The organism is Amycolatopsis sp. A133, assembly GCF_031082405.1.
Lineage (GTDB): Bacteria > Actinomycetota > Actinomycetes > Mycobacteriales > Pseudonocardiaceae > Amycolatopsis.
Genome location: NZ_JAVHJU010000017.1, coordinates 49,617 through 74,480, shown reverse-complemented (window position 1 = coordinate 74,480; position 24,864 = coordinate 49,617). Strand labels below are relative to the sequence as shown.

The window sequence follows — 24,864 nt, the reverse complement described above, 5'->3', positions numbered from 1 at the left end:
ATGAACGGTGGACGGGGCGCCTCGGCGCGCATGGTGGTTCTGGCGCTGCTGTGGGGCTCGGGCTTCCTCTGGATCAAGCTGGCCCTGACCGGGCTGAGCCCCGTCCACCTCACCCTCGTCCGGTGCGCCCTCGGCGCGCTGACGCTCCTCGCCATGGCGTTCGCGGCCCGGCAGCGGCTTCCGCGGGACCGCGGCACCTGGGGCCGGCTGATAGTCGCCGCGTTCTTCTGCAACGCGCTGCCGTTCGCACTGTTCTCGATCGGGGAACGCACCGTCGACTCCGGGGTCGCCGGGGTCATGAACGCCACCACCCCGCTGTGGTCGCTCCTGATCGGCGTCGCGCTCGGCACGGAACGGCGGCTCAACCCCGCGCGGCTGCTCGGGCTGGTCCTCGGCTTCGCCGGCATCCTGATCATCTTCGCGCCGTGGCAGCAGGCGGGTCTGCTGAGCGGCGGCGCGCTGGCCCTGCTCGGGGCCGGCCTCAGCTACGCGATCGCTTTCGCCTACATGGCACGGAAACTGCCGCCGGACGGCGCGCCGCTCGCGCTCTCGGCGGCGCAGCTGATGACCGCCACCGCGTTGACCGCGCTCGCGCTGCCGGTCGCGTCCACCGCGCCGCACCTCACGCTCACCGCCGTCGTCGCGGTGACGATCCTCGGCGTCTTCGGGACCGGGATCACCTTCTACCTCAACTACCGGCTCATCGCCGACGAAGGCCCGACCGCCGCGGCGACGGTCGGCTACCTGCTGCCCGTGGTGTCGGTCGGGCTCGGCGCGGTTTTCCTCGGCGAGCCGCTGACCCCACGGGTCCTCGGCGGGATGGCGGTCGTGCTGGTCGCCGTGGGGCTGACCCGCCGGCGGCCTCAGGTGACGGCGAACTGCCCGGCGAGCTCGGCCGGCGGCCTGGCGACCCCGAAGTAGTCGCCCGTCGCCAGCTCCGCACCGGCCGTGCGCCACCAGCTCGCCTGGTCCTCGGTGTGGATCCCGTCGACGACGAGCGTCGCGCCGACCTGCCGGACCAGCGGCACCAGCGCGCCGAGGAACGTCGAGTCCGACCACGCCTGCCACTCCGCGAGCCGCCGGTCGACGCGCACGATGTCCACCGGCAGGTCCTGGATCGCCCGCAGGTCGTCGGGTCCCAGCCCGAACTCGTCGAGCATGACGTGGACGCCGAGGTCGGCCAGCGCGGTGACGTTGTCGATGACGCCGGACACCGGGAGCGCCCCGGCCCGAACGCCGAGCATCAGCTGTTCGGGCGGCAGGCCGGTGTCCTGCAGCAGCCGCGTCACGCGCGTGCCGAGCGCGTCGTCCGACACCTGGTGCCCGGTCAGGCCGGCGACCATCGGGAGCCCGAAGCCCGCGCGCTGCCGCCACCACGCGCCCTGACGGCCCGCCGCGCGCAGCAGCCAGTCGCCGAGCGGGAGCGTCAGCCCGGTCGGCTCGGCGAGCTCCACGCAGCACTCGTGCGAGAGCGCCGTGTCGTCCGGCCGGTCCCAGTGCAGGCGGGCTTCGACACCGGCGACGCCGCCGTCCGCCAGCCGCGCCACCGGCCGGTAGCGCACGCCGATCTCGCCGTGTTCCCACGCCCCGGCCATGCCGACGGCCAGCGCCTGCGTCCGCCGGTCGTGGGCGTCGGCCTCCCGGTCGAACATCTTCCACTGGCCGCGCCGCCGCGCCTTGGCCCGCCGCAGCGTCTGGTCCGCCTGGCGCAGCAGTTCCACCGGGTCGATGCCCTTCGCCGGCCGGTGCACCACCCCGGCACTGGCCGACAGCGCGAGCCCGTGCCCGTCGACGAAGAACGGTTCGGCGAGCTCGTCGTTGATCGCGCGCACGATGGTGCCGATGCCGGGCGTCGACGCCGTGTTCTCGACCAGGATGCCGAACTCGTCGCTGTGGAACCGCGCGATCATCGCCTTCTCGCGGGCCATCACCGCCTTGAGCCGCTGCGCGAAGTGCACCAGCAGCTGCTCGCCGACCCGGCGGCCCAGGCTGTTGCAGACCATGCCGAACGCGTCGAGGTCGACGTGGAACAGCGTGACACCGTACACCGGGTCGGCGCGCCGCAGCGCCGTTTCCAGGTGGGTGCCGAAGTACTGGCGGTTCGGCAGCCCGGTGAGGACGTCGTGCAGCGCCTGGCGGCTCAGCTCGCCCTGCAGCAGCATCAGCTCGGTGCCGTCCTCGATCACGACGACGAAGTGGGCGGGCCGGTCCTCGGCGTCGCGCAGCAGCGACGCGGTGAGCGAGATGCGGACGACGTCGCCGTCCCGGCGCAGCAGCCGCTGCGTCTGCCGGATCCGCTCCTTGCCGCCGTCCAGCAGGGCCAGCATCGCGTCGCGGAGGACGTCGACGGATTCGGGGTGGACGACGTCGAACAGCACCGAGCCGGTCAGCCGGCCGGACGGGTGCCCGAGCATTTCGGCCAGCGCCGCGTTGGCCCGCACGATCCGGCCGTCGAGGGCGACCACGGCGATGCCGCTCGCCGACGACGTCACCACCTCTTCGAAACGCGCTTCGCTCTGCTTGAGGTTCCACTGGGCGTCCCGCACCGCTTTGAGCAGCGACAGGTGCATGATCTCCTGCTGGTCGAGGACGCTGCGCTCGTGCGCGAGCAGGAAGCCGCAGGAAAGCGCGCCCAGCGCCGCGACGACCCGGTCGGCGCCGCCGTCCACCGCCTGGAGTTCGGGCAGCGCGGGCAGGCCCTTCCCGAGGACGTCGAGCGTGCACCGCAGCCCGGGCTCGCCGACGTAGCCGAGCGCGACCAGCCGGGCGCCGATCCGCTCGGCCGGGGTCAGGTCCGCCGTCGTGCGGCACAAGGAGTCGCAGAGCTGGTCGAGCAGGGTTCGGAGCTCGACGTCGAGCTCTTCGCGGCTCAATGAGACGACGGTCACCCCGCTGAGCAGGTAGGCCCATTTCCGGGCGAGCACGGTCCGCCCGCGTTCCGCTTCGGGTGCGGGCTGGTCCGGACTGGATTCGATCATCGGCATCGGCGGTGTCCGCATCAGTTCTTGCGGCCGATTCCGGCGTAGACGAGCATGTTCATGGCGGCGGCGTCGGCGATGTCCGCCGGCCCCGAGGGCCGCCATTCACCACAGCCGACCAATCCGGGATCGACGATTTCGAATCCGGCAAAAAGCCCGGAAACCTCGGCATGCGTCCGCAGGGTCACTTGATCGGGGCTCCGGCTCTCTTTGATCACTTCGGTCGCTTCTTCCAGGTTTTCGCCCTGGTGGTCGCCCGTGACGTGGGTGAGGGCGAGGAAACTGCCGGGCGCCAGCGCCGCCCGGTACCGCGCGACGAGCTCGTGCGGCCCGGATTCGTCCGGGATCCAGTGCAGCATCAGCAGCATCAGCAGGCCGATCGGCTCGTCGAGGTCGAGCAGCCCGCGCACCTGCGGCGAATCGAGGATCTTCTCCGGATCCCGCATGTCGGCGTGCACCACGGCCGCGCGGTCGTTGCCCGCGAGCATCAATTCGCTGTGCGCGACCGCGACCGGGTCGCGATCGACGTACACGACCCGGCAGCCCGGATCCTGCGCCTGGGCGACCTCGTGCACGTTCGCCACCGTCGGGATGCCGGAACCGATGTCGAGGAACTGCCGGATCCCCTGGCCCGCCATGTACCGCACCGCGCGGCCGAGGAACGCGCGATTCACGCGCGCGGAGTCGCGCAAGCCGGGCATCACGCGTTCGATCTCCGCACCGACCGCGCGATCGACGGCGAAGTTGTGGCCGCCGCCGAGCATGAAGTCGTAAGTGCGAGCGATGCTCGGCACGGAGATATCGACACCCGGGGGAATCCATTCCGGTGATCGTGTCACGAAGAACACCTTCTCAGTATGTCGGGCCGGGGAAGAGCTTAGCGATTCCCCGCGGCTCGGCTACTGGGCCATCCGCGTGAGCCCACACCACCCGATCGGGCACTGTCCCGTTCGGCCGGACAGGCCTACCGTGGGCCGTCTCCTTGGGAAATCCACACAATGGCGCAACGAGGAGTCCGCATGAGCGTCCCGGTAGCACCGGGCCGGTGGCCTTTTCTGGGGCACACCCCGGCACTGCTGCGGCAGCGCTTCGCTTTCACCGACGCATTGCACGAGCACGGTGAGATCGTGAAACTCTATCTCGGCCCGGCACCCGTCTACTTCGTCGCGAGCCCCCGGTTGGCGCACGAAGTGCTGGTCAACGAGGGTCCGAAGTTCCGCAAGGGCGCCATGTTCGACAAGTTCCGGCCCTTCGTCGGAAATGGCTTGGTGCTTTCGAACGGGGACTTCCACCTGCAGCAGCGGCGGCTCATGCAGCCGGCGTTCCACCGCGACCGCCTGACCGCCTACGCGGAGATCATGCGGCGCGCGGCGGCGGAACTGAGCGATGCGTGGCGGCCGGGCGAAGTGCGGAAGATCGACGAAGACCTGCAGGGCCTCGCGGTGACGATCGTCGGCGAAGCCCTGTTTTCCACCGAACTGGGAAAAGCGGCGATCGCCGAAGCCCGCCGGTCGATTTACGTGATCATCCAGCAGGGGATGATTCGCGCGTTGTCACCGAAGTTCGTCGAAAAGCTCCCGATACCCGGGAACCGCCGGTTCGACGAGGCCATCGCCCGGATGCAGGGGATCGTCACCGAAGTGATCCACGAATGGCGGCGCGAAGGCACCGACCACGGCGACCTGCTGTCGACGTTGCTGCTGGCCGGCATGACCGACGAGCAGGCGCGCGACGAGGTGCTCACCCTGCTCACCGCGGGCATCGAGACGACGGCGCTGGCGCTGGCCTGGACGTTCCACGAGCTCGGACGGCACCCGGACGTCGAAGCGCGGGTGCACGCCGAAGTCGACGAGGTGCTGGGCGGACGTCCGGTCACCGTCGACGACCTCGCCCGGCTGACCTACGTCCGGCAGGTGGTCGACGAGGTGCTGCGGCGCTACCCGCTCTGGATGCTGATGCGCCGGACCCTCACCGAGGTCGACCTCGGTGGCGTGCGGCTGCCGGAGGGGGCCGAGGTGATCGTCAGCCCGCACGCGCTCCACCACGATCCCGCCTCGTTCGGCGACCCGCGCCGGTTCGATCCTGGCCGCTGGACGCCGGAGCGGGCCGCCGAGGCGCCGAAGGGCGCGTTCGTCCCGTTCGGGGCGGGCACCCGGCAGTGCATCGGGAACCGCTTCGCCCAGAACGAAATCGTCATCACGGTGGCCACGGTGGCCGCGCGCTGGCGGCTGGTCCCGGTGCCGGGCCGGCCGGTGCGAGTGAAGTTCACCTCCGCCGCTTACCCCGACAGCCTGCCGATGACGGCAGTCCCCCGCTAGCTGGAGGTCGTCCCCCCGTGTCACGTCTTCGTCTTTGTGCTGCCCTTTTCGTTTTGCTGGCCGCGTTCCTCACCCCGGCCCCGGCGAGCGCGGCCCCGGCGTGCGAGGACCTGTCCGTCCCGGTCACGGTGACCCTGCTCCCGCAGACGATGCACGGCCGCCTGTGCGCCCCGCCCGGAGCGTCGACGGTGGTGGTCCTGATCCCCGGCGGCACGTACAACGCGTCCTATTGGGACATCGGCTACACGCCGGAGATCCGCTCGTTCCGCCTGGCGATGAACCAGGCGGGCGTCGCGACGCTGGCGCTGGACCGCCTCGGCACGGGCGGGAGCTCGAAGCCGCTGAGCACGCTGCTCAGCGCGTCCGCCCAGGCGGTGGCGGCCCACCAGGTGATCCAGTCGATCCGCCCCCGCTTCGCGAAGGTGGTCGTCGGCGGCCACTCGATCGGCGCGGCGATGGCGATGATCGAGGCGGGCCGCTACCGCGACGTCGACGGGGTGCTGGTGACGGGCATGACGCACCGGATGAACCTGGTGACGGTGGTCCCGGTGCTGGCCAACATGATCCCGGCCCCGCTGGACCCGGCCCTGTCCGCCCGCGGCCTCGACGCGGGTTACCTGACCACGGGCCGGGGAACGCGTTACAAGGCGTTCCACACCCCGGGCCCCCTCGACGCGGGAGCGATCGCGTACGACGAGTCCACAAAGGACGTCTTCGCGGCCACGGAAGCGGTCGACAGCCTGACGTTGACGACGGTGATCACCCCGGCGTCCCGGGGCATCACGGCCCCGGTCCTGCTGGTGGTGGGCAACGACCCGCACTTCTGCGGAACCCTGGGCAGCGACTGCTCGTCCGCGGAGGCGCTGCGCGCATCGGAGGCCCCGTTCTTCGGCACCCCATCACTGAAGACGTACATCCTCGGCGGCTACGGCCACGCGATCAACTACGCCCCGAACGCCCCGGCGTACTTCGGGGTCGTGACCAACTGGCTGAAGACCCTGTAGCACGAGCCATATCGTGGACGCCGTCCGCGACCACGTGGCGGCCTTCGCCGGCTGACTACCGCGTCCGCGGGTCCTGCGACGGATCGGCGTACATCGGCGGGCAACCGCGTTCGGCGGCTTCGGGCCGCAGTTCGTAGTGCCACGGTTCGTTGCGGTAGATCTGGCACAGCCCGTACCGGGCCCCGTGCTCGGACAGCCACGCCCGGGCCGCGGCCGGCCCGATGTCGACCGCTTGGCCCCGCACGTGCGCGGACCTGTCCGGAGTGGTCACCCACCGGGCCGCCGCCGCTTCCGAGCCGTGCTTCGCGACGCCCTGACGCCGGAGCTGTTCCTGGTACGCCCAGGACCGCCAGCCGCCGTTGACGACGAACCCGACGCCGTCGGCGGCGGCGTCCGCCGCGGCCCGGCGCAGGGCGTCGAGGAGCTCGGGATCGAGGTTGGCCACGGCCGGGGACTCGTCGTCGAAGACCGGCAGGCCGTCCGGGACGGCGCCGTGTCCCTTGCCGAGGGCGCCCGGGAAGGTGCGTTGGCTGGAGGTCATACCGTCCGAGTCAAGGCGGCGCGGTGTTGCCGTCACGTACGTGGTTTCCGATATGCGGCCGATAGGCGGCGGCTCGTAGCATCGGGAACGTGCGTGTCTTGATCGTCGAGGACGAGCCCTACCTGGCCGACGCCATCCGCGACGGCCTCCGGCTGGAGGCCATCGCGGCGGACACGGCCGGGGACGGCGACACCGCGCTGGAACTGCTGAGCGTCAACACCTACGACATCGCCGTCCTCGACCGTGACATCCCGGGCCCGTCGGGAGACGAGATCGCCCGGCGCATCGTCGCCTCCGGCAGCGGCATGCCGATCCTCATGCTCACCGCGGCCGACCGGCTCGACGACAAGGCCACCGGGTTCGGGCTCGGCGCCGACGACTACCTCACGAAGCCGTTCGAACTCCGGGAACTGGTGCTCCGGCTCCGCGCCCTCGACCGCAGGCGCGCCCACAACCGGCCGCCCGTGCACGAAATCGCCGGCCTGCGGCTGGACCCGTTCCGCCGCGAGGTCTACCGCGACGGCCGGTACGTGGCGCTGACGAGGAAGCAGTTCGCGGTGCTCGAAGTCCTCGTCGCGGCCGAAGGCGGGGTGATCAGCGCCGAAGAACTGCTGGAGCGGGCGTGGGACGAGAACGCGGACCCGTTCACCAACGCGGTCCGCATCACGGTCTCGGTGCTGCGCAAACGGCTCGGCGAACCCGGGATCATCACCACCGTGCCCGGGGTCGGCTACCGCATCGACACCGGGGGCGCGGGCCGTGGATAGGGAACCGGGGCCGAGCGCGCGCCTCAAACTCACGCTCAGCTACGCCGGTTTTGTCATGCTCGCGGGGACGTTGCTGCTGACCGCGGTACTCGTCTTCTACCTGTACTTCCTGCCCAACGGCTGGCTCATCACCGACGGCAACTTCATGATCAACCGGGCGCTCCTCGTCCGCGAGTTCGCTCCGTTCATCGCCGTCGTGCTGGTCTTCCTGCTGGTGTTCGGGCTGCTGGGCGGGTGGGTCCTCGCCGGCCGGATGCTCGCCCCGCTGACGCGCATCACCGACGCCACCCGCGTCGCCGCGAACGGGTCGCTCTCCCACCGCATCCGGCTGCCGGGCCGCACCGACGAATTCCGCGAACTCGCCGACGCCTTCGACACCATGCTCGCGCGGCTCGAGGCGCACGTCGCCGAGCAGCGGCGGTTCGCCGCCAACGCCTCCCACGAACTGCGCACGCCGCTGGCCATCACGCAGAGCCTGCTCGACGTCGCCCGCAACGATCCGGAACGCGACACCGGCGAGCTCGACGAACGCCTCCGCGTCGTCAACACGCGGGCCATCGAACTCACCGAGGCCCTGCTGCTGCTCAGCCGCGCCGAACAGCGGTCCTTCAGCCGCGATCACGTCGACCTGTCCCTGATCGCGGAAGAAGCCGCCGAAACGCTGCTGCCGCTCGCCGAGAAGCGGGGGATCACCGTCGAGACGGCCGGCGACGCCGCCCCCACCGTCGGTTCATCCGCGCTCCTGCTGCAGCTGACGACGAACCTCGTGCACAACGCGATCGTCCACAACCTGCCCGGGCGGGGCGCGGTGTGGGTCACGACCGGCGGTCACCCCGGGACCGTGGTGCTCACCGTCGAGAACACCGGCGAGCCCCTCGCGCAGCCGTTGGTCGCCACCCTGGCCGAACCGTTCCGGCGCGGCACCGAGCGCATCCGCACCGACCACGCGGGCGTCGGCCTCGGCTTGGCCATCGTCAAGAGCATCACCCACGCCCACGACGGCACCCTCACCCTCGCACCACGCCCCGACGGCGGCCTCCGCGTCACCGTCCGGCTGCCCGCTGCGCCGTCGCCCGCCTCCGCCGGTCGGCGACCGCGCTGAGCACGTACTGGGCCAGGACGACACCCGCGTCGAGTGCGCCGGCCGCCGAAGCGCGAGCCGACATCGCCGCGATCCGGCCGGGATCGGTGAGCACCGGGAGCAGGGTGGTCTCGATCCAGGCCCGGTCGAGGACGGCGTCGTCGACGAGCAGCGCCCCGCCGGCCGCGACGACCGGCTCGGCGTTCAGCCGCTGCTCACCGCCGCGCAACGGCAGCGGGACGTACGCGGCAGGCAGGCCGACCGCGGCCAGTTCGGCGCACGTCATCGCTCCCGAGCGGCAGATGGCGAAGTCGGCCGCGGCGTAGGCGTACTGCATCTCGTGGACGTAGGGGACAACGACGTAGGGCAGGTCACCGTCCGGCACCTGGACCACGTGCCGCGGTCCGGTGATGTGCAGCACCTGCACGCCGGCCGCGCGCAAGGCCGCCGCCGCGCCGGACACCGCGGCGTTGATCGTCCGGGCGCCCTGCGAACCGCCGGTGACCACGAGGACCGGCCCGTCGGGCCGCAGCCCGAACCGCTGCCGGGCGGCGACGCGCAGCGCGGGCCGGTCGAGCCCGGTGATCGACGGCCGCAGCGGGATCCCGATGGCGGTGGCGTGCGCCAGCCGGACCCCCGGCGCGGCGGTGAACACGCGGGTCGTCATCCGGGCCGCCAAGCGGTTGGCCACGCCGGGCCGGGCGTTGGCCTCGTGGACGACGATCGGCAGACCCAGCCGGCGCGCGGCGAGGTAGGCGGGCATGGCCACGTAGCCGCCGAAACCCACCACGACCTCGGCCCGCACCCGCTCCAGGACGGCCCCGGCCGCCAGCACCGACTCGCGCAGCCGGCCCGGCGTCCGCAGCAGGGCCCGGTTCGGTTTGCGCGGCAGCGGCACCGGCGGGATGAGTTCGAGCGGGTAGCCGCGGGCCGGGACGAGCGTGGTGTCCAGGCCGTGGACAGTGCCCAGCGCGGTGATCTCGGCGGCGGCATCCAGCAGGCGCAGCGCGTCGGCGAAGTTCATCGCGGGCTCGATGTGCCCGGCCGAATGACCACCGGCGACGACGACGCGGCTACGCGATGGGGAAATCAAAGTAGGTGTCCGGGTAGGGCTCGTCCTTCAGGCTGTAGTGCCACCATTCGCGGTCGTAGGAGGCAAAACCACAGTCCTCCATGATGGACCGCAGGTAGCGGCGGTTTCCGGTTTCAGTCTGCGAAATACCCCGAGCGCCGTGGTGGGACACGGAGTCCATCAGGTCGTGGCCACCGCCCATGGCCGCGAGCTCACCGGTGTCCAGGTGGTAGAGGGTCAGGTCGACCGTGCTGCCCCGGCTGTGGCCCGACTTGGCCGCCACGTAACCCTTCGCGAACATCGCGGCACGGTCGATGTTCGGGTAGTGCCACAGCTTCGTCCGGCCGTCCTCCGGCTGGTCCACCCAGCGCAGGAAGCAATCCACGGCGCGTTGCGGGCGGTAGCCGTCCCAGAGGAGCAAGCCGAAGCCGAGCGACGCGGCCTTCTCCTGGACCTCCTGCAGGGCGGCGCACAAGACCTTGGTACCGGCGACGCGGTTGACGAGGTAGCCGTCCACCGGCTTGCCGGTGAAGTTGTCCCAGGTGGCGTACTTGGCGTCCCAGCGGATGCCCGGCACGAGCTCGTCCACGAAGGCGAAGTCGTCGTTCATCGGGCATTTCCGGTCAGGGCCAGCGACACGATCCGGTCGATCAGTTCGGTGAGCGCCACCCCGGCGGCCGCCATCATCCGGGGGTAGCGGCTGTACGACGTCAGGCCGGGCAGCGTGTTGACCTCGTTGAGGACCACGGTTCCGTCCTCCTTGAGGAACATGTCCACCCGGGCCAGCCCGCGGCACCCCAGGGCGCGGTAGATGGCCTTCGCCGTCTCCTGGACGCGCACGCGGGTGTCCGCCGGGATGTCGGCGGGCACGATCGGCGTCGAGTTCTCGGAGCCGCTTTCGGGGGCGTCCTCCTGGTGGATCCGGAAGAAGCCGTGGGAGAGGGCGATCCGGTCCACCTCGCCGGCGAACAGCTCCGAGCCGTTGCCCAGGACGGCGCACCCGACCTCGCTGCCGTCGACGGCCCCTTCGACCAGCACCTTCGAGTCGTACTGCGCTGCGGTGGCCACGGCAGCCGCCAGTTCTTCCCGGCCGGACACCTTGCTGACGCCGAAGGACGAACCCGAACGGGCCGGCTTCACGAAGACGGGATAGGTGAGCTGTTCGAGGTCCTCGCCCGCCGAGACGGTCCGGAAGTCCGGCGTGGCGATGCCCGCACCCCGGGCGACGACGTAAGCGAGCGACTTGTCCATGCACAGTGCGGAACTCTGGACGTCGCAACCCGCGTACGGGATCCCCGAGAGTTCCAGCAAGCCTTGCATCGCCCCGTCTTCGCCCAGCTTGCCGTGCAGAACGGGCAGCACCACGTCGAGGCCGATGGTTTCGTACTTCCCGTCTTCCAGGACAAGCAGGCCCGGGACGCTCGTGTCCGGCGACAGCACGGCTGTCCGCCCGGATTCCCAGTTCGCGCCGGGGCCGTCACAGAGCTTCCAGGCCCCGCTCTTCGTGATCCCGATCCAGAACGGTTCGTACTTCCCGGCGTCGAGGTGCCTCGCGACCTCCTGCGCGGACTTCACGGAGACGGGGTGTTCTTCGGAGCAGCCCCCGAAGATGATCCCGACCTTGACCCTAGCCATGCTTCTCCCCGTTTTCGAATTTCAGGCAATTGACGATGGAGTTCTCGACGGTGTCACTCAGTGCGTGATCCGTGTAGTAAGCGGTGTGCGGGCTGATGAGCACGTTCGGGAGCTTCTGCAGCCGCAGCAGCAGTTCGCTTTCGACGGGCCGGCCCCGGCAGTCGGCGTAGAAGATTCCTTCTTCGCCTTCGAGAACGTCCAGCGCAGCGCCGCCCAGCCGGCCGTTTTCCAAGGCGGCGGCGAGAGCGTCGGTGTCGAGCAGGGGCCCGCGTCCGGTGTTGACGACGAACGCTCCGCGCTTCATCCGCTCGATCCGCCGTCGATCCAGCAGGTGGTGGGTGTCCGCCGTGAGCGGCGTGTGGAGCGTGACGATGTCGCTCCGCCGCACCAATTCGTCGAGGGAGACGTAGTCGGCAGCAGCGTGAGGACGGCTGTCGTGGGCCACCACCCGGGAGCCGAAGCCCCGCAGCCGGTCGATGACGGCGGCGCCGATGCGTCCCGTTCCGACCACCCCGACGGTCAGATCGCGCAGCTCTTTCCCGCGCACTTCGTTCAACCGGTAGTCGTATTCGTCCGCACGCCGGATGACGGACTTGGCGTCTCGCACCAGCATCAACATCAACATCAGCGTGTAGTCGGCCACGCTGTCCGGAGAATAGGCGACGTTACCGACGGAAATGCCGACGCTCCGCGCGTACTCGAGGTCGATGTGGTCGTATCCGATGCTCCTCGTGGACACGTACGCCACACCGGCCCGGCTGAGCGCGCGCAGCGCAGAGTTCGCGATCGGCGTCTTGTGCCCGACGCTGACGCAGCGGTTGCCGGCCGCCAGCCCGGCGTTGGCCTCGGAGACGGCGGCTTCCGTGATGGTCGGCGCCACCCCGAACCGAGGCGCCAGCGCCCGGAACAGGACGGCCTCGTCCCGTTCGCACCCGTAGATCGTCATCCCCACCGCGGCCATGCCCCTTATTCAAGGCAGCACGGCGTTGCCGGCGCGTATGCGGTTTTTGATACGCCGAGGATAAGTTACCGGCGGGTAATCGACTCGGGTCAGGTGTTGCGCACGAGTCGCCACCGGTTGGTGGTGGCCCCGTTGTCGGGCCCCTGCAAGGCAAACGCACCCGCGGTGCTGGAGTTGTTCTCGATCGTCAGCAGCTTCCCGCTGTTGACGTTGCGGATCTTCGCCGTCCCGTCGCCCTGGTCGACGACCGTCCAGCGGTGGTCGGCGGTGCCGTTGTCCGACCACTGGAGCACGCGGGCGCCGTCCGCGGTCGACATGTCCTGGACGCCGAGCACCTTGCCGCTGTTGGCGTTGCGGAACCGGACGGCGGTCCCGTCGGTGATCATCTCCCAGTTGTGGTCCGCGGTGCCGCTGTCCGACCACTGCAGCGCGCGGCCGCCGTCGGCCGTCGACATGTTTTCGACGCCCAGCACCAGCCCGCTGCCCGCGTTGACCAGGCGGTAGGTCGTGCCGCCGGAGCCGCCGGTGTTCCAGTAGACCGTGTAGTTGAAGCCCTGCGCGTCGTAGAAGGGCACCAGGTTCACGTTGGCGCCGTTCGCGGTGGCGCTGAAGGCGAGCGCGCTGCTGCTGGTCCGGGTGACCGAGCTCGGGTTGAGGGCCGGCAACGCGCTGAGCGAGCTGGTGCCGTAGTTGCCGGCCAGCACCACCGGCCCGTAGGTGACCGCGGCGACGTTCGTGTTGTCGTTGGCCGGCTTGAGGGCGACCTTCATCGGCAGGCGGACGGTGACCACGTCGCCGGCGGTCCAGGACCGGGTCAGGGTGGCGTAACCGCCGGGGGTGGTGGTCACGTTCTGCGCGACGCCGTTGACGCTGACGGTCGCCCCGCTGGTCCAGCCCGGGATGCGGATGCGCATCGCCCACGTCCCGCTCGCGGCACCGGTGACCGTCAGGGTGGTGGTGTCACCGGCCGGGAACGACGTGGCCTGGGTGACGGTGATGCCCCGCTGGGTCCAGTTGAGCACCGAGGGGACGAAGAGGTTGACGATCAGCGTGGTGTCGGTGAAGAAGTAGATCGAGTCCGCCAGCTTCGTCTGGGTTTCCAGCCCGCTGCCCTGGCAGCACCAGAAGGAGTTGTAGTCGGTGCTCCAGGTGCCGCCGCCCCACGCCGGGCCGAGGCCGCGGCGGCCGCCCGGGTTGAGCGAGCTGAAGTACGTGACGTGCCCGTGGCTGTCGGCCGGGTTCTGCTGGCCGATCATCTGGTTGAGCAGCGCGCGCTCGTAGTAGTCGGCCAGGTCGGCGCGATCCGGGTACAGCGTGAACAGCTCCCGGGTCAGCTTGAGCATGTTGTAGGTGTTGCAGCTCTCGCACGTGTCCTGGTTGAGGTAGCCGGCGATGGCGTTGGGCGCGCGGAAGTGCTCGGCCTGGCTGTTGCCGCCGATGGCGTAGGTGTGCGCGCCGACGGTGATGTTCCAGGCGTTGGTGGCGATGTCGCGGTAGCGGGTGGTGCCGGTGGCCTTGTACTCCCGCGCGGCGCCGATCCACTTGGGGATCTGGGTGTTGGCGTGCAGCCCGTTGAGCTGGTCCCGCCCGGCCGCCAGCGGGTCGAAGACGGCGGCGTGGTCGAACCGCTGCGCGACGGCGAGCCACCGCGTGTCCCCGGTGGCCTGGTAGAGGTCGGTGAGCACGGCGTTCATGCCGCCGAACTCGGTGTTCAGCACGGATTGCATCTGGCCGGAGCTGAGCCGTCCGGTGCGCCGGTCGACCCAGCCCGCCAGGTTGAGCAGCACGTCGCGGGCCTGGGTGCTGCCGATGTACCGCCACACGTCGAGGAGGCCGGCCAGCGTCTTGTGGATGCAGTAGTACGGCACGTTGCCGTTCGTCAGGCGCCCGGCTTCGAGGTTGTCGAAATCGGATTCGGGGAAGCCGGACAGGTACCCGGCCCCGAAGCCGGCGGCGCCATTGTTGGCCTGGCACTTGGCCAGTTCGGCGACCATGGTGGTGGCTTTGTCCCGGGAAACGGTGTCGCCGGCGACGGCCCACAGCTGGGCCCAGGCGGTCAGGAAGTGCCCCTGGACGTGGCTGCGGAAGGGGAAGGTCGGCGCGTCCCAGCCACCGTTGGTGGCCGCACCGTTGGTGGAGAGCCGGTGATTGGCCCGGAAGACATAGAGCAGCCGGTTGACATCGACGAACCGCAAGTAGTTCTGCGTCCGGTTCTGGTTGTCGAGCCACCGGCCGGCGGTCAGCCGAACCTGCCCGAGCTCAAAGGGAAAGGCGGAGACCCCCACCTCCGACCGAACCGCCCCGGCGGCAGCGGACGCAGGCGCCCACCCCACAGCAGATCCGGCAGCAGTGGCAACGGCAGTGAGGCCGACGGCTTGCAGCAACCGCCGTCGATCAAAGGACGAGGACACCCGAGTTCCCCTTTCGCCAGGCACGCAGCGGAGAGGAACGTTAGCGCTAACATCCCCGGCTGTCACTAGCCAAGCCCAAGAACCCCGCAACCACCCACACGCCCGGCAGCAGCATTTAGCCTTACGCCGCAAGGATTCTCACACCGCACGCCGGTTCAAGACCGACCTGAAACTTACGCAAGACCCAACGGAAGTTCCCCACGAACGCGACCGAACCGGGGGTCCGGGGGCGTGCCCCCGGGCGGGGTGTGGGGGTTGCACCCCCACAAGACACGGAAGCTCCACGAGAAAGGCCCGCGCCCTCCGCGGGCACGGGCCTCCGAAACGTGGAGCTGAGGGGAATCGAACCCCTGACCTTCTCGATGCGAACGAGACGCGCTACCAACTGCGCTACAGCCCCTTGGTTGTGCTCGTAGAGCTTAGCAGTGGTCTACGAGCACCTCGCGCAGGGGGGTCACTCCCCGACCGCGCGGCGGTAGGGGCCGGTCCCGGGCTCGTCGAGCTCTTCGAACGCCGGGTCTTCGTCGTCGAGGTCGACGACGACCGCGCTGCGGCGGACGCGGGATGTCGGGGACGGGCGGCGCTCGACCACCTCGCGACGGGCCGGCTCGACAACCTCGACATCCTCCTCCGCGTGTTCCTCCTCGACCGAAGCCGAAGCCGAAGCCGAAGCCACAGCCGAAGTTGAACCCGGACCCGAAGAAGGAGCCGGAGGCGAAGACGGGCGCCGCGGCGAGCGGGTGCTGTTGAAGCGGGCGAGCCGGCGCTGCCGGATCTCCTCCTCGATGCGCACCTGGCGGCGCAGGTACACGAGGTATCCGACGAGCACGACGTCGATCAAGCCGTGGCCCCACCAGGCCATCGGGAAGAGGAAGCCGGCGACGGCGCCCGTGGCCACCGCGACCACGAGCAGGATGACGACGATGCGCTGCCGGAAGCTGTACTTGGCGCGGGCCGCGATCTCGGCGGCTTCGGGGTCGAAGCCGCCGCGGCCGGGCCGGTAGCCGGGCCGGTCGCGTTCGGCCCGCGAGCCGCGGGCCGGCTGCGGGAGTGGGTCGGGCTCGGGTTCGGGCTCCTCGAGGTCGTCTTCGAGTTCGAGCTCGGCCTCCAGCTCGGCCAGGTCGTCCTCCACCGAAGGCCGGGACCTCCCGGGGTCGTCGGACATGGCGAATTCCTCCCGGTCTTCGTTGCGTCCGCTGCGCACGACCCTGGCCGCGAGCGCCGAGTCGGTCGTTCTCGCGACCTGCTGCCGCCGTCGCGCGACCATGGGCACGAGTACGACGAGCCATGCCGCGGCGAGCGCGACGATGATCACGGAGCTGGGCATCTCCCGTCACCTCCCCCGATCCTTCCACCAGAAATCACGTTAGTCACAGGAGTAACAGATCGGGCGGAGACTCGCCGGGTTCAATCACGGAAAAGCCTCACCGAATTAGGTGAAACTCACAGCATGTGGTAACGCGGCTACGGACCCGGGTGGGTAATCACGTTCAGGCGTAGTCGGCGCGGCCCGCGGCCACGAGCCGCGACACCAGCCCGGCCCCGGTTTCTTCGCGCGTGACGGCGTAGCAGTAGTGGTCCCGCCAGGCCCCCGCGACGTCGAGGTAGCGCTCGAACAGGCCCTCTTGCCGATAGCCTGCTTTGGCGAGAACCCGCAGGCTGGCCGTGTTTTCCGGGCGCACGGTGGCCTCCAGCCGGTGCAGCCCGGCCAGGCCGAAAGCGTGGTCGGTGACGAGCGCGACGGCGGCGGTCGCCACCCCGCCGCGAACCACGTCGGACGACACCCAGTAGCCGATCCAGGCCGACCGGAGCGACGCCCGGATGACGTTACCCACAGTGATCTGTCCCGCGAGACGACCGTCCAGGGTGATCGTGAACGGCAGGCACTGACCACGCCGAGCGAGCGAACGCAACGCCGCCCACTGCGACGGCCACGACCAGAAGGCGTTGCGTTCGGGCCACGGTCCGACACCCGTCGGTTCCCACATTTCGAGGTGCGCGCGGTCCCGGAGCCGGATCCGGCTCCACTCGCCGGCGTCGCGCAGCCGGACCGGCCGGACGGCGACCTCGCCCGCGGGCACCCGCAGCGGGCCGAGCCGGGCCGGCCAGCCCGGGTGCCGGCTTTCGACCGGGTAGGACACGCCCGACACGGAATTCATCAGGCCCGTTGGGCCAGGAAGGTGACCTGCACCTGCTCGCCCGCGGCGACTTCGGTCAGCTCCTCCGGCACGTTGATCAGGCAGTTCGCCTCCGCCAGCGACGCGAGCAGGTGCGCACCGGACTGGCCGAGCGGCTGGACCAGGTACTCGCCGTTGGCCTCGTCGCGCAGCAGCTGGCCGCGGAGGAAGCCGCGCCTGCCCTCGGTCGAGGTGATCGGCGACAGCAGCCGCGCGCCGACGATCCGCCGGTGCGGGTTGCGGGTGCCGCGCGCCGCACGGATCAACGGCCGCACCAGCACCTCGAACACCACCAGCGCGCTCATCGGGTTGCCCGGGATGAGGAACGTCGGCACCGAGTCGGGGCCGAGCCTGCCGAACCCCTGCACCGAGCCCGGGTGCATCGCCACCCGCGTCATGTCGATCCGGCCGAGGTCCGACAGCGCCGCGTGGACCTCGTCGCCGGTGACGCCCCCGGCGCCGCCCGCGACCACGACGATCTCCGACATCAGCAGCCGTCCCTCGACGACCTCCCGCAGCCGCTTCGGCTCGCTCGGCACGATGCCGACCCGGCTGACCTCGGCGCCCGCGTCCCGGGCGGCCGCGGCCAGCGCGTAGGAGTTGACGTCGTAGACCTGCCCGACCGACGGCGTCCGGTCGACGTCGACCAGCTCGTCGCCGACGGACACGATCGACACCCGCGGCCGCGGGTAGACCAGGACCTTCGCCCGGCCGACCGCGGCCAGCAGGCCGACCTGGGCCGAACCGATCGTGTCGCCGCGGCGCACCGCGACGTCCCCGATCTGGACGTCCTCGCCCGCCCGCCGCACGTACCCCGCCGACGGCACCGAGCGGTGCACCGTGACCTTGGCCTGGTGCCCGTCGGTGTAGGCGAGCGGCACGACCGCGTCGGCCAGCGTCGGCAGCGGCGCGCCGGTGTCGACCCGCACGGCCTGGCCGGGCTGGAGCCGCCGCGGCTGACGCGAGCCCGCCGCGATCTCCCCGACGACCGGCAGCTGCACCGGCTCCTGCCCGGCGGTGCGGACGTCGACGCTGCGCACCGCGTACCCGTCGATCGCGGCCTGGTCGAAGCCGGGCAGCGCGTGCTCGGCGACCACCTCCTCGGCGCAGAGCAGCCCTTGGGCCTCGGAGATCGCCACGCGTACCGGCTGAGGCCGGACGGCGGCGTCCAAGGTCATCGAGATCTGCTCGTCGACCGAGCGCAGCTCGGCCTCGTCCCCGGCCACTTCGGGCCGCGCCGCGTCGAGGGATTCCGTCATGGGCGCTCTGTCCCGATCCGTTCCGTCAGCCACGCCCGTAAAGATGGACCGTACTCGGGCGTTTCGAGCGCGAAATCGACCGCGGCGCGCAGGAAACCACCCGGATTCCCCAGGTCGTGGCGTCCACCGCGGTGGACGACGACGTGCACGGGGTGCCCCTCGGTGATCAGCAGCGCGACCGCGTCGGTCAGCTGGAGCTCGCCGCCGCTGCCCGGGGTGATCCGCTTGAGCGCGTCGAAGATCGCCCGGTCGAGCAGGTACCGCCCGGCCGCGGCGTAGGTCGACGGCGCGTCCTCCGGCTTCGGCTTCTCGACCATCCCGTGCACGCGCTTGACGTCTTCGTCGTCGGTGTCGGTGACGTCGAAGACGCCGTACGGCGAGATCTCGGCCTTGGGGATGTCGAACGCGCAGAGCACGCTGCCGCCGTACTGGGCGCGGACCGCGCTCATCCGCTCGAGCACGCCGGTGGGCAGCACCAGGTCGTCGGGCAGCAGCACCGCGACGGCCTCGTCCTCGGGCGTCAGGTTCGGTTCGGCCTGCGCGACGGCGTGGCCGAGGCCGAGCGCCTGCTCCTGGACGGCGGTCTCCACCGCGAGCAGCGCGGGGCCCCGGCGGACCTTGTCGAGCAGGTCGGTCTTGCCCTTCGCCTGGAGGTTCTCCTCCAGCTCCGGCTGGGCCTCGAAGTACTTGACGACGGCTTCCTTGCCCGGCGAGGTCACGATGACCAGGCGTTCCGCGCCGGCGGCGGCGGCCTCGGCCGCGACCAGCTCGATCCCCGGGGTGTCCACCACGGGCAGGAGCTCCTTGGGCACGGCCTTCGTCGCCGGGAGGAACCGTGTCCCGAGGCCGGCGGCAGGCACGATGGCGGTTCTGAACGTCTGGGAGGTTGCGGCGCCCGTCATGGGCGCAGAGCCTAACGTGAGGTCATGCACGCGCTGGGCAATGAGCACCTGAGCAAAGCGGAGTGGCGTGACCGGCTCGGCCGCGCACGGGCGGAGCAGGCAGCCGAATTGCACGCCAGGGAGGCGTCGGCGCTGGTCAGTGCGGTGTCGAAGGTCACAGCCGGCACCGTGTGCGCGTACCTGCCGTTCGGCACCGAACCGGGCACGACTGCGTTCGTCGACGCGCTGGCGGCCGGGGGTGCGCGCGTCCTGCTGCCCGTCATCCGGCCGGAGCCGGGTCCGCTCGACTGGGCCGAGTACACGGGCGAGGCCGATCTTGTGCCCAGCCGGTTCCGCGGCATCCGCGAGCCGGGCGGGGAACGCCTGGGTACCGACGCCGTGGGGGCGGCGGAGCTGGTGCTGGTGCCGGCCCTCGCGGTGGACCGCCGGGGCGTCCGGCTCGGGCGCGGGGCCGGCCACTACGATCGCTCGCTGGTCTTCGCCTCGGCCGGCGCCGCGCTGCTGGCCGTCGTCCGGGACGAAGAGCTCGTCGAGCGGCTGCCCGGCGAGCCGCACGACGTGCGCATGACCGGGGCCTTGACGCCCGGTCGAGGCGTGGTCGAGCTGCCGGTGTGAGCAACCAGGAATTGCTTTCGGGGAATGTTTTCCCGCACAATCGGGTTAGCACTCTGGTCGGATGAGTGCCAGCAAAGGAGCCGTCAGTGCCTACGTACCAGTACGCCTGCAAAGAATGCGACCACCGGTTCGAAGCCGTGCAGTCGTTCTCGGACCCCAGCCTGACCGTCTGCCCGCAGTGCTCCGGGGTGCTGCGCAAGGTCTTCAGCTCGGTCGGCGTGGTGTTCAAGGGCAGCGGGTTCTACCGCACCGACTCGCGTGACTCGAGCAAGTCGAGCACCGTGGCGACGCCGGCGAAGACCGAGACCAAGACGGAGTCGAAGCCGGACACGAGCTCGGCATCCTCCTCCTCGGGAACGACGAAGACGGCCGCCGCGGCGTCCTGACCCCCGGGGTTGTCCACAACACCCCGGTTGTCCACAGATGCCGGACGCGGCCCTTCCGGCGGCCCGTCCGGCTTCCCTAACGTCGATCTCGTGCGGCACAGCGCCGCACCCGATCCGGCCGAGGGGGCCCCGTGGACGTCCTGTCGAAGCTCCGCATACCCGATCTCACCCGGCTGCCGAGCCGGCGGACGCGGCTGATCCGCCGCTGGCTCGCCGCCGTCCTGTTGCTGGCCGGTGTCCTGCTGCTCGCCTGCCCCGGTCTGGCCCGGGGTGCACCGACGACTCCGACCGTCGTGGCGGCGCACGACCTCCCTTCCGGCGCGATCCTGCGCGCCGCCGATGTCCGGCTGGCCGAATTCCCCGACGATGCGCGGCCGTCCGGCGTGCTGAACTCTCCCGGCTCCGTCGACGGGCAGGTGCTGGCGGGCGCGGTCCGCGCCGGCGAGCCGCTGACCGATGTCCGGCTGGCCACGGTGCCGGCCCGGGGTGATCCGGGCTCGGCGACCGTGCCCGTCCGGCTGGCCGACGCGGCCGTCGCCGAGCTGCTACGGCCCGGTCAGCGCGTGGACGTCGTCACGGCCCTTGAGCCGGAGGCGGCCGTGCTGGCCAGTGGGGCGACGGTGGTGACGGTCGGCCACCAGGAGCCGTCCACGAGCAAGGGGCCGCTGGTGCTGCTCCGGCTGCCGGAAGCGATCGCGACGAGGGTGGCGGCGGTTTCACTGGAGCGTCCGGTAGCGGTTACTCTCCGCTAGCCTGCGCCCGCCGAGACGGGCGAGGTGTCCCCTTCCCGGTTCGTGAGGAGAGCAAGGTGCTCAAAGGCTTCAAGGACTTCCTGATGCGCGGCAACGTCGTCGACCTCGCCGTGGCGGTGGTCATCGGGTCGGCGTTCACGGCGATCGTCACGGCGTTCACCAACGGCCTGATCAAGCCGTTGATCAACACCATCGGCGGCACGGAAGCCGCGCAGGGCCTGGGCTTCAAGATCTTCCCCAGCAACCCGGCGACGTTCCTGGACTTCGGCGGCGTGATCAACGCGGCGATCAACTTCGCGCTGGTCGCGGCGGTGGTGTACTTCGTGATCGTGATGCCGGTGAAGAAGCTGCAGGAGCGCCGCAAGCGCGGCCAGGAGCCGGGCCCGTCGGAGCCGACGGACGTGGAGCTGCTGATCGAGATCCGCGACCTGCTGCGCGCCCAGCACCAGCGCGAAACCGACCGCGGCTGAAGCGGTCAGCGGTCGTGGTGCGGTGGCCGGTTCTCCCGGTACCAGTCGTCCGGGAGGCCGGTGCGCCGCTCGGGGTCGCGCTCGTCGGAGGTCGTCTCGGGCAGGACGTCCCCGAAGATGTCGTCGACCCGGCGGCGCTGCTCGCTGGTCTGGGGTTTCCGCTGTTCGGCCGGCATGACCCCAGTGTCCCACGACGTGGTGTTTGACAACTCCAGAGAGTGAGAGCGCCGCGATCCCGGCCACGCATTGCCGGACGCGCCCCTACCCGAGCGCTTCGAGGCGGCGCAGGTGCTCAGCGGTCAGTTCGAGCCCGGCGGCGGCGACGTTCTCCTCCAGGTGCGCGATCCGGCCGGTCCCCGGAATCGGCAGGACCACGGGTGCGCGGGCCAGCAGCCACGCGAGGGCGACCTGGGCGGAGGTGGCACCCAGCTCACGCGCGACAGCGGCGATCTCCGCGCCGCCGTCCGCGGCCGGAGCCACCGGCCGCCAGGGCAGGAACGCGATTCCGGCCGCGGCACAAGCCCGCAGGACCGGCTCGTGCTCGCGGTCGAGCAGGTTGTAGCGGTTCTGGACGCTGGAGATCTCGGCGAGTTCCCGTGCGCGGGAAAGCTCGTCCACCGTCACTTCGGACAGCCCGAGCAGGCCGACCTTTCCGGCGAGCTGCAGTTCCCGGAGCGTGCCGAGCTGGTCGGCCAGCGGCGTTCCCGGGTCGATGCGATGCAGCTGCAGCAGCTCGATCCGCTCCAGCCGGAGCCGGCGCAAGGCCTGGTCGACCTGGTCACGCAGGATCTCGGGCCGGGCGTCGAGCCGCCACTCACCCCCGGGGCCGGTCCGCGCAACGCCGACCTTGGTGGTGATCAGCAACTCTTCCGGGTAGGGGTGCAGGGCCTCGGCGAGGAGTTCCTCGTTGGCCCCGCCGCCGTAGAGGTGCGCGGTGTCGATGAGCGTGACGCCCAGCTCGACGGCCCGCCGGGCGACGGCGATCGCGTCCGCCCGGCCGGGCCCGGTTTCGGCCTGCAGGTGCATGGCCCCGAAACCGAGCCTGCGGACACCCAGCCTGCCGCCGATGCGGAAGCCGGGCGTCACACCTCTTCGAGGCCCGAAAGCTCGTCGATCACGTGCGGGACGAGCGAGGTCAGCGTGGCCATTCCGTCGCGGACCGCGGAGCGCGACCCGGCGAGGTTGACCACGAGGGTGCTGCCCGAGACCCCGGCGAGCCCGCGGGAGATCCCGGCGTCGACCGCGCCCGCGGCCAGGCCGGAAGCGCGGATGGCCTCGCTGATGCCCGGGATCGGGCGGTCGAGCACACCGGAGGTGGCGTCGGGGGTGCGGTCACGCGGCAGCACGCCGGTGCCGCCGACGGTGATCACCAGGTCGGCGCCGCCGATCACGGCGGTGTTGAGCGCGTTGCGGATACCCGCGGTCTCGGCCTCGACGACCACAACACCGTCGACGATGAAGCCCGCTTCTTCGAGCAGCTCCGTGACCAGCGGGCCAGTGGTGTCCTCGTGCTCGCCGTGCGCCACGCGATCGTCCACGATGACCACGAGGGCCCGGCCCAGCCGTTGTGCACTCCGTTCCATGGCGCCCACCGTAGCCGGTTTCCACGACCCGCCGCCGGGAGGTGCCGGGTGAGTTCTGACGATTGCGTGACGTCACCCCGCGGGTTCCCGCGAGGCCGGCCGAAGGCCCCTAGCGTGGCCGGTGTGCGCGTACTGGTCACCGGCGGAGCCGGGTTCATCGGGTCACACATCGCCGACCTCCTGGCGGACGACGGGGACGAGGTCGTGGTGCTGGACAACCTGCTCCCCACGGCCCACGGCTCCCGCACCCCACCGCCGTACACGGGCAGGCACCGGTTCCTGCGCGGCGACGTCACCGACGCGGAGATCGTCGCGGAGCTGCTGGACGGCATCGACGCGGTCTGCCACCAGGCAGCGGTGGTCGGGCACGGGATCGACCCGTCGGACGCGCCGTCGTACGCCCTGCACAACGACTACGGCACGGCGGTCCTGCTGGCGGGCATGCACGCGGCGGGCGTGCGGAAGCTGGTGCTGGCGTCCTCGATGGTGGTCTACGGCGAAGGCCGGTACGCGTGCCCGGACCACGGCGTGGTGCCGCCGTCACCACGACGCCGGTCCGATGTGGACTCAGGCCGCTTCGAGCCGCGCTGCCCGGCCTGCGACGCAGAGCTGGCCTGGCAGCTCGTACCCGAAGACGCGCCGCTGAATCCCCGCAGCACGTACGCGGCGACGAAGCTGGCCCAGGAACACCTGGCGGGCGCGTGGGCCCGCCAGACGGGCGGCACCGTGTGGGCAATGCGCTACCACAACGTCTACGGCCCCCGCATGCCCCAGAACACGCCGTACGCCGGAGTCGCATCGCTCTTCCGCTCGGCCCTGGTCCGTGGCGAGGCTCCCCAGGTCTTGGAGGACGGCGGCCAGCAACGCGACTTCGTCCACGTCCACGACGTAGCGAGGGCGAACGTTCTGGCCCTCCGGACAGCCGGTCCGGACGACCTCACCCCGGTCAACATCTGCTCCGGCGTGCCTCACACGGTGGGTGAGCTGGCCGAGGAGCTGTCCCGGGCCTGCAACGGCCCGGCCCCCGAGGTGATCGGCGGCGCCCGCCCGGCCGACGTCCGCCACGTGGTCGCCGATCCCGCCCGCGCCCGCGAGCTGCTCGGGTTCACCGCGGAGATCGGTTTCGCGGAGGGCATCGCCGACTTCGCCACAGCGGAGCTGCGTGCTCCCGTCAGCCCGTGAACGCCTGGACGACGGTCAGGCTGTCTTCGTAGACGTGGTAGCGCGTGATCACGCCATGGTCGACGGTGAGGTGCAGCGCGCAGCGGGCTGCGTAGGCCCGGCCGGTGGCCTTCACCGTCTGGCGGATGTCACCGAGGACCACGGCGTCGCGGCCGTCGACCAGGATCCTCGGCGTCATCCCACCTCGCTTTTCGTGGACCGCGCCGAGCTCCCGGAAGTGGTCGGCGACCTCGGCGCGCGTCGACCGCGGACGGATCCACGGCACCGCGGGGTGGCCCGCCTCGGGCCAGTCGAGCCGCCAGTCGACGACGTCCGCGAACAGCTCGGCGATCCGGTCCGGCTCCCCATCGGCCAAGCGGCCGAGGAACTCGGTCACGACGGCCCGGGTACTCGCCGCCGCGCCGGTGAACTGGTAGTCGCGCCGGATCCGGCCGTCTTGGTCCAGCAGCAGCAAAACGGTGCCGCTCCACACCGAGGCGCCACCGGCCGCGGGCACCATGTGGGTGGTGAACGTGACCGCGTCGTGGTGGGTCACGACGTCGTCCGCGGCGGTGAAGACGAAGGCTCCCGTCGCGACGAACCGGTCGTGCGCGCCGGTGATCCGGGCCTCGATGGCCTCGCGTCCCCGGTTTTCGGCGGTTTCGGTGTACTGCGCACCGTCTTCGGCCCACAGCTCGGCGACGACCCGCTGTCGCGCGGCGGGGTCCGGCTCGTTCCACACCGCCACGTAGCGGTCGGCTAGGGGTGAAAGCATGGCCAGGACGTTAAAG

26 protein-coding genes and 1 tRNA gene are annotated in these 24,864 nt (G+C 71.0%); 10 read left to right on the top strand and 17 right to left on the bottom strand.

Annotated elements, in window-relative coordinates; translation table 11 throughout:
• A complete protein-coding gene (locus tag Q5425_RS15750) occupies positions 1–921 on the top strand; it encodes a DMT family transporter (RefSeq protein ID WP_308672960.1) in 921 nt (306 codons plus the stop codon).
• Here Q5425_RS15750 and Q5425_RS15745 read toward each other — a convergent pair.
• Entirely contained in the window at positions 864–2,984 is a 2,121-nt protein-coding gene (locus Q5425_RS15745) for an EAL domain-containing protein (protein WP_308672959.1), read from the bottom strand. The two genes, Q5425_RS15750 and Q5425_RS15745, sit on opposite strands and share 58 nt — an antisense overlap.
• Positions 2,985–2,998: 14 nt before the next feature.
• Positions 2,999–3,817, bottom strand: a complete 819-nt coding sequence (locus tag Q5425_RS15740; RefSeq protein WP_396135177.1) for an SAM-dependent methyltransferase — start codon at positions 3,815–3,817, stop codon at positions 2,999–3,001.
• A 180-nt stretch (positions 3,818–3,997) separates the two neighbouring features.
• On the opposite strand from Q5425_RS15740, the gene Q5425_RS15735 reads away from it, so the two are divergent.
• Entirely contained in the window at positions 3,998–5,296 is a 1,299-nt protein-coding gene (locus tag Q5425_RS15735; RefSeq protein WP_308672958.1) for a cytochrome P450, read from the top strand.
• A gap of 128 nt (positions 5,297–5,424) precedes the next feature.
• Positions 5,425–6,300, top strand: a complete 876-nt coding sequence (locus Q5425_RS15730) for an alpha/beta hydrolase (RefSeq protein ID WP_396135179.1) — start codon at positions 5,425–5,427, stop codon at positions 6,298–6,300.
• A gap of 55 nt (positions 6,301–6,355) precedes the next feature.
• Here the strand turns inward: Q5425_RS15730 and Q5425_RS15725 are convergent, their stop codons facing one another.
• A complete protein-coding gene (locus Q5425_RS15725) occupies positions 6,356–6,841 on the bottom strand; it encodes a M15 family metallopeptidase (RefSeq protein ID WP_308672956.1) in 486 nt (161 codons plus the stop codon).
• An 89-nt stretch (positions 6,842–6,930) separates the two neighbouring features.
• Here Q5425_RS15725 and vanR-Sc point away from each other — a divergent pair, with 89 nt between their 5' ends.
• A complete protein-coding gene (gene vanR-Sc / locus Q5425_RS15720; protein WP_308672955.1) occupies positions 6,931–7,608 on the top strand; it encodes a VanSc-type vancomycin resistance response regulator transcription factor VanR in 678 nt (225 codons plus the stop codon).
• Complete coding sequence (locus Q5425_RS15715; protein ID WP_308672954.1) at positions 7,601–8,710, top strand: HAMP domain-containing sensor histidine kinase; 1,110 nt, start codon at positions 7,601–7,603, stop codon at positions 8,708–8,710. The genes vanR-Sc and Q5425_RS15715 overlap by 8 nt, the downstream gene beginning before the upstream one ends.
• Here the strand turns inward: Q5425_RS15715 and Q5425_RS15710 are convergent.
• The 10 genes from Q5425_RS15710 to Q5425_RS15665 all read right to left on the bottom strand — a co-directional run bounded on the left by Q5425_RS15710 (position 8,652) and on the right by Q5425_RS15665 (position 19,106).
• Entirely contained in the window at positions 8,652–9,779 is a 1,128-nt protein-coding gene (locus tag Q5425_RS15710) for a UDP-N-acetylglucosamine--N-acetylmuramyl-(pentapeptide) pyrophosphoryl-undecaprenol N-acetylglucosamine transferase (RefSeq protein ID WP_308673112.1), read from the bottom strand. The genes Q5425_RS15715 and Q5425_RS15710 overlap by 59 nt on opposite strands.
• Entirely contained in the window at positions 9,763–10,371 is a 609-nt protein-coding gene (gene vanX / locus Q5425_RS15705) for a D-Ala-D-Ala dipeptidase VanX (RefSeq protein ID WP_308672953.1), read from the bottom strand. The genes Q5425_RS15710 and vanX overlap by 17 nt, the downstream gene beginning before the upstream one ends.
• Positions 10,368–11,396, bottom strand: a complete 1,029-nt coding sequence (gene vanA / locus Q5425_RS15700) for a D-alanine--(R)-lactate ligase (RefSeq protein WP_308672952.1) — start codon at positions 11,394–11,396, stop codon at positions 10,368–10,370. Before vanA ends, vanX begins: the two co-directional genes overlap by 4 nt.
• Positions 11,389–12,357, bottom strand: a complete 969-nt coding sequence (gene vanH, locus Q5425_RS15695; protein WP_308672951.1) for a D-lactate dehydrogenase VanH — start codon at positions 12,355–12,357, stop codon at positions 11,389–11,391. Before vanH ends, vanA begins: the two co-directional genes overlap by 8 nt.
• 89 nt (positions 12,358–12,446) lie before the next feature.
• Positions 12,447–14,642: a beta-L-arabinofuranosidase domain-containing protein gene (locus Q5425_RS15690; protein WP_308672950.1), complete on the bottom strand. Its 2,196-nt coding sequence runs from the start codon at positions 14,640–14,642 to the stop codon at positions 12,447–12,449.
• Between the two features lie 453 nt (positions 14,643–15,095).
• Positions 15,096–15,168, bottom strand: a tRNA-Ala gene (locus Q5425_RS15685).
• 54 nt (positions 15,169–15,222) lie between these two features.
• Entirely contained in the window at positions 15,223–16,095 is an 873-nt protein-coding gene (glpR, locus tag Q5425_RS15680; protein ID WP_308672949.1) for a gephyrin-like molybdotransferase receptor GlpR, read from the bottom strand.
• Between the two features lie 163 nt (positions 16,096–16,258).
• Entirely contained in the window at positions 16,259–16,927 is a 669-nt protein-coding gene (locus tag Q5425_RS15675; protein WP_308672948.1) for a GNAT family protein, read from the bottom strand.
• Positions 16,927–18,204, bottom strand: a complete 1,278-nt coding sequence (glp, locus tag Q5425_RS15670; RefSeq protein ID WP_308672947.1) for a gephyrin-like molybdotransferase Glp — start codon at positions 18,202–18,204, stop codon at positions 16,927–16,929. Before glp ends, Q5425_RS15675 begins: the two co-directional genes overlap by 1 nt.
• Positions 18,201–19,106: a UTP--glucose-1-phosphate uridylyltransferase gene (locus Q5425_RS15665; protein WP_308672946.1), complete on the bottom strand. Its 906-nt coding sequence runs from the start codon at positions 19,104–19,106 to the stop codon at positions 18,201–18,203. The genes glp and Q5425_RS15665 overlap by 4 nt, the downstream gene beginning before the upstream one ends.
• A 24-nt stretch (positions 19,107–19,130) precedes the next feature.
• On the opposite strand from Q5425_RS15665, the gene Q5425_RS15660 reads away from it, so the two are divergent.
• From Q5425_RS15660 to mscL, 4 genes are all read left to right on the top strand, one after another.
• Positions 19,131–19,721, top strand: coding sequence for a 5-formyltetrahydrofolate cyclo-ligase (locus Q5425_RS15660; RefSeq protein WP_308672945.1), 591 nt, complete (start codon positions 19,131–19,133; stop codon positions 19,719–19,721).
• Positions 19,722–19,807: 86 nt separating this feature from the next.
• Positions 19,808–20,107 carry an FmdB family zinc ribbon protein gene (locus tag Q5425_RS15655; RefSeq protein WP_308672944.1) on the top strand — a complete coding sequence of 100 codons (300 nt, stop codon included), beginning with the start codon at positions 19,808–19,810 and terminating at the stop codon, positions 20,105–20,107.
• Between the two features lie 131 nt (positions 20,108–20,238).
• On the top strand, positions 20,239–20,859 hold the full coding sequence (locus Q5425_RS15650) for an SAF domain-containing protein (RefSeq protein ID WP_308672943.1): 621 nt from the start codon (positions 20,239–20,241) through the stop codon (positions 20,857–20,859).
• A 56-nt stretch (positions 20,860–20,915) separates the two neighbouring features.
• Positions 20,916–21,329 carry a large-conductance mechanosensitive channel protein MscL gene (mscL, locus tag Q5425_RS15645; RefSeq protein ID WP_308672942.1) on the top strand — a complete coding sequence of 138 codons (414 nt, stop codon included), beginning with the start codon at positions 20,916–20,918 and terminating at the stop codon, positions 21,327–21,329.
• Between the two features lie 5 nt (positions 21,330–21,334).
• On the opposite strand, the gene Q5425_RS15640 is transcribed toward mscL, so the two are convergent.
• The 3 genes from Q5425_RS15640 to Q5425_RS15630 form a co-directional block, all read right to left on the bottom strand.
• Positions 21,335–21,505: a hypothetical protein gene (locus tag Q5425_RS15640; RefSeq protein WP_308672941.1), complete on the bottom strand. Its 171-nt coding sequence runs from the start codon at positions 21,503–21,505 to the stop codon at positions 21,335–21,337.
• 85 nt (positions 21,506–21,590) lie between these two features.
• Complete coding sequence (locus Q5425_RS15635; RefSeq protein WP_308672940.1) at positions 21,591–22,415, bottom strand: aldo/keto reductase; 825 nt, start codon at positions 22,413–22,415, stop codon at positions 21,591–21,593.
• On the bottom strand, positions 22,412–22,912 hold the full coding sequence (locus Q5425_RS15630; RefSeq protein WP_308672939.1) for a molybdenum cofactor biosynthesis protein B: 501 nt from the start codon (positions 22,910–22,912) through the stop codon (positions 22,412–22,414). The genes Q5425_RS15635 and Q5425_RS15630 overlap by 4 nt, the downstream gene beginning before the upstream one ends.
• Positions 22,913–23,035: 123 nt before the next feature.
• Here Q5425_RS15630 and Q5425_RS15625 point away from each other — a divergent pair, with 123 nt between their 5' ends.
• Positions 23,036–24,094 (top strand): NAD-dependent epimerase/dehydratase family protein, encoded by a 1,059-nt coding sequence (locus Q5425_RS15625; RefSeq protein ID WP_308672938.1) that lies wholly within the window; start codon positions 23,036–23,038, stop codon positions 24,092–24,094.
• On the opposite strand, the gene Q5425_RS15620 is transcribed toward Q5425_RS15625, so the two are convergent.
• On the bottom strand, positions 24,084–24,848 hold the full coding sequence (locus Q5425_RS15620; protein ID WP_308672937.1) for a nuclear transport factor 2 family protein: 765 nt from the start codon (positions 24,846–24,848) through the stop codon (positions 24,084–24,086). The two genes, Q5425_RS15625 and Q5425_RS15620, sit on opposite strands and share 11 nt — an antisense overlap.
• Positions 24,849–24,864 lie beyond the last annotated feature (16 nt).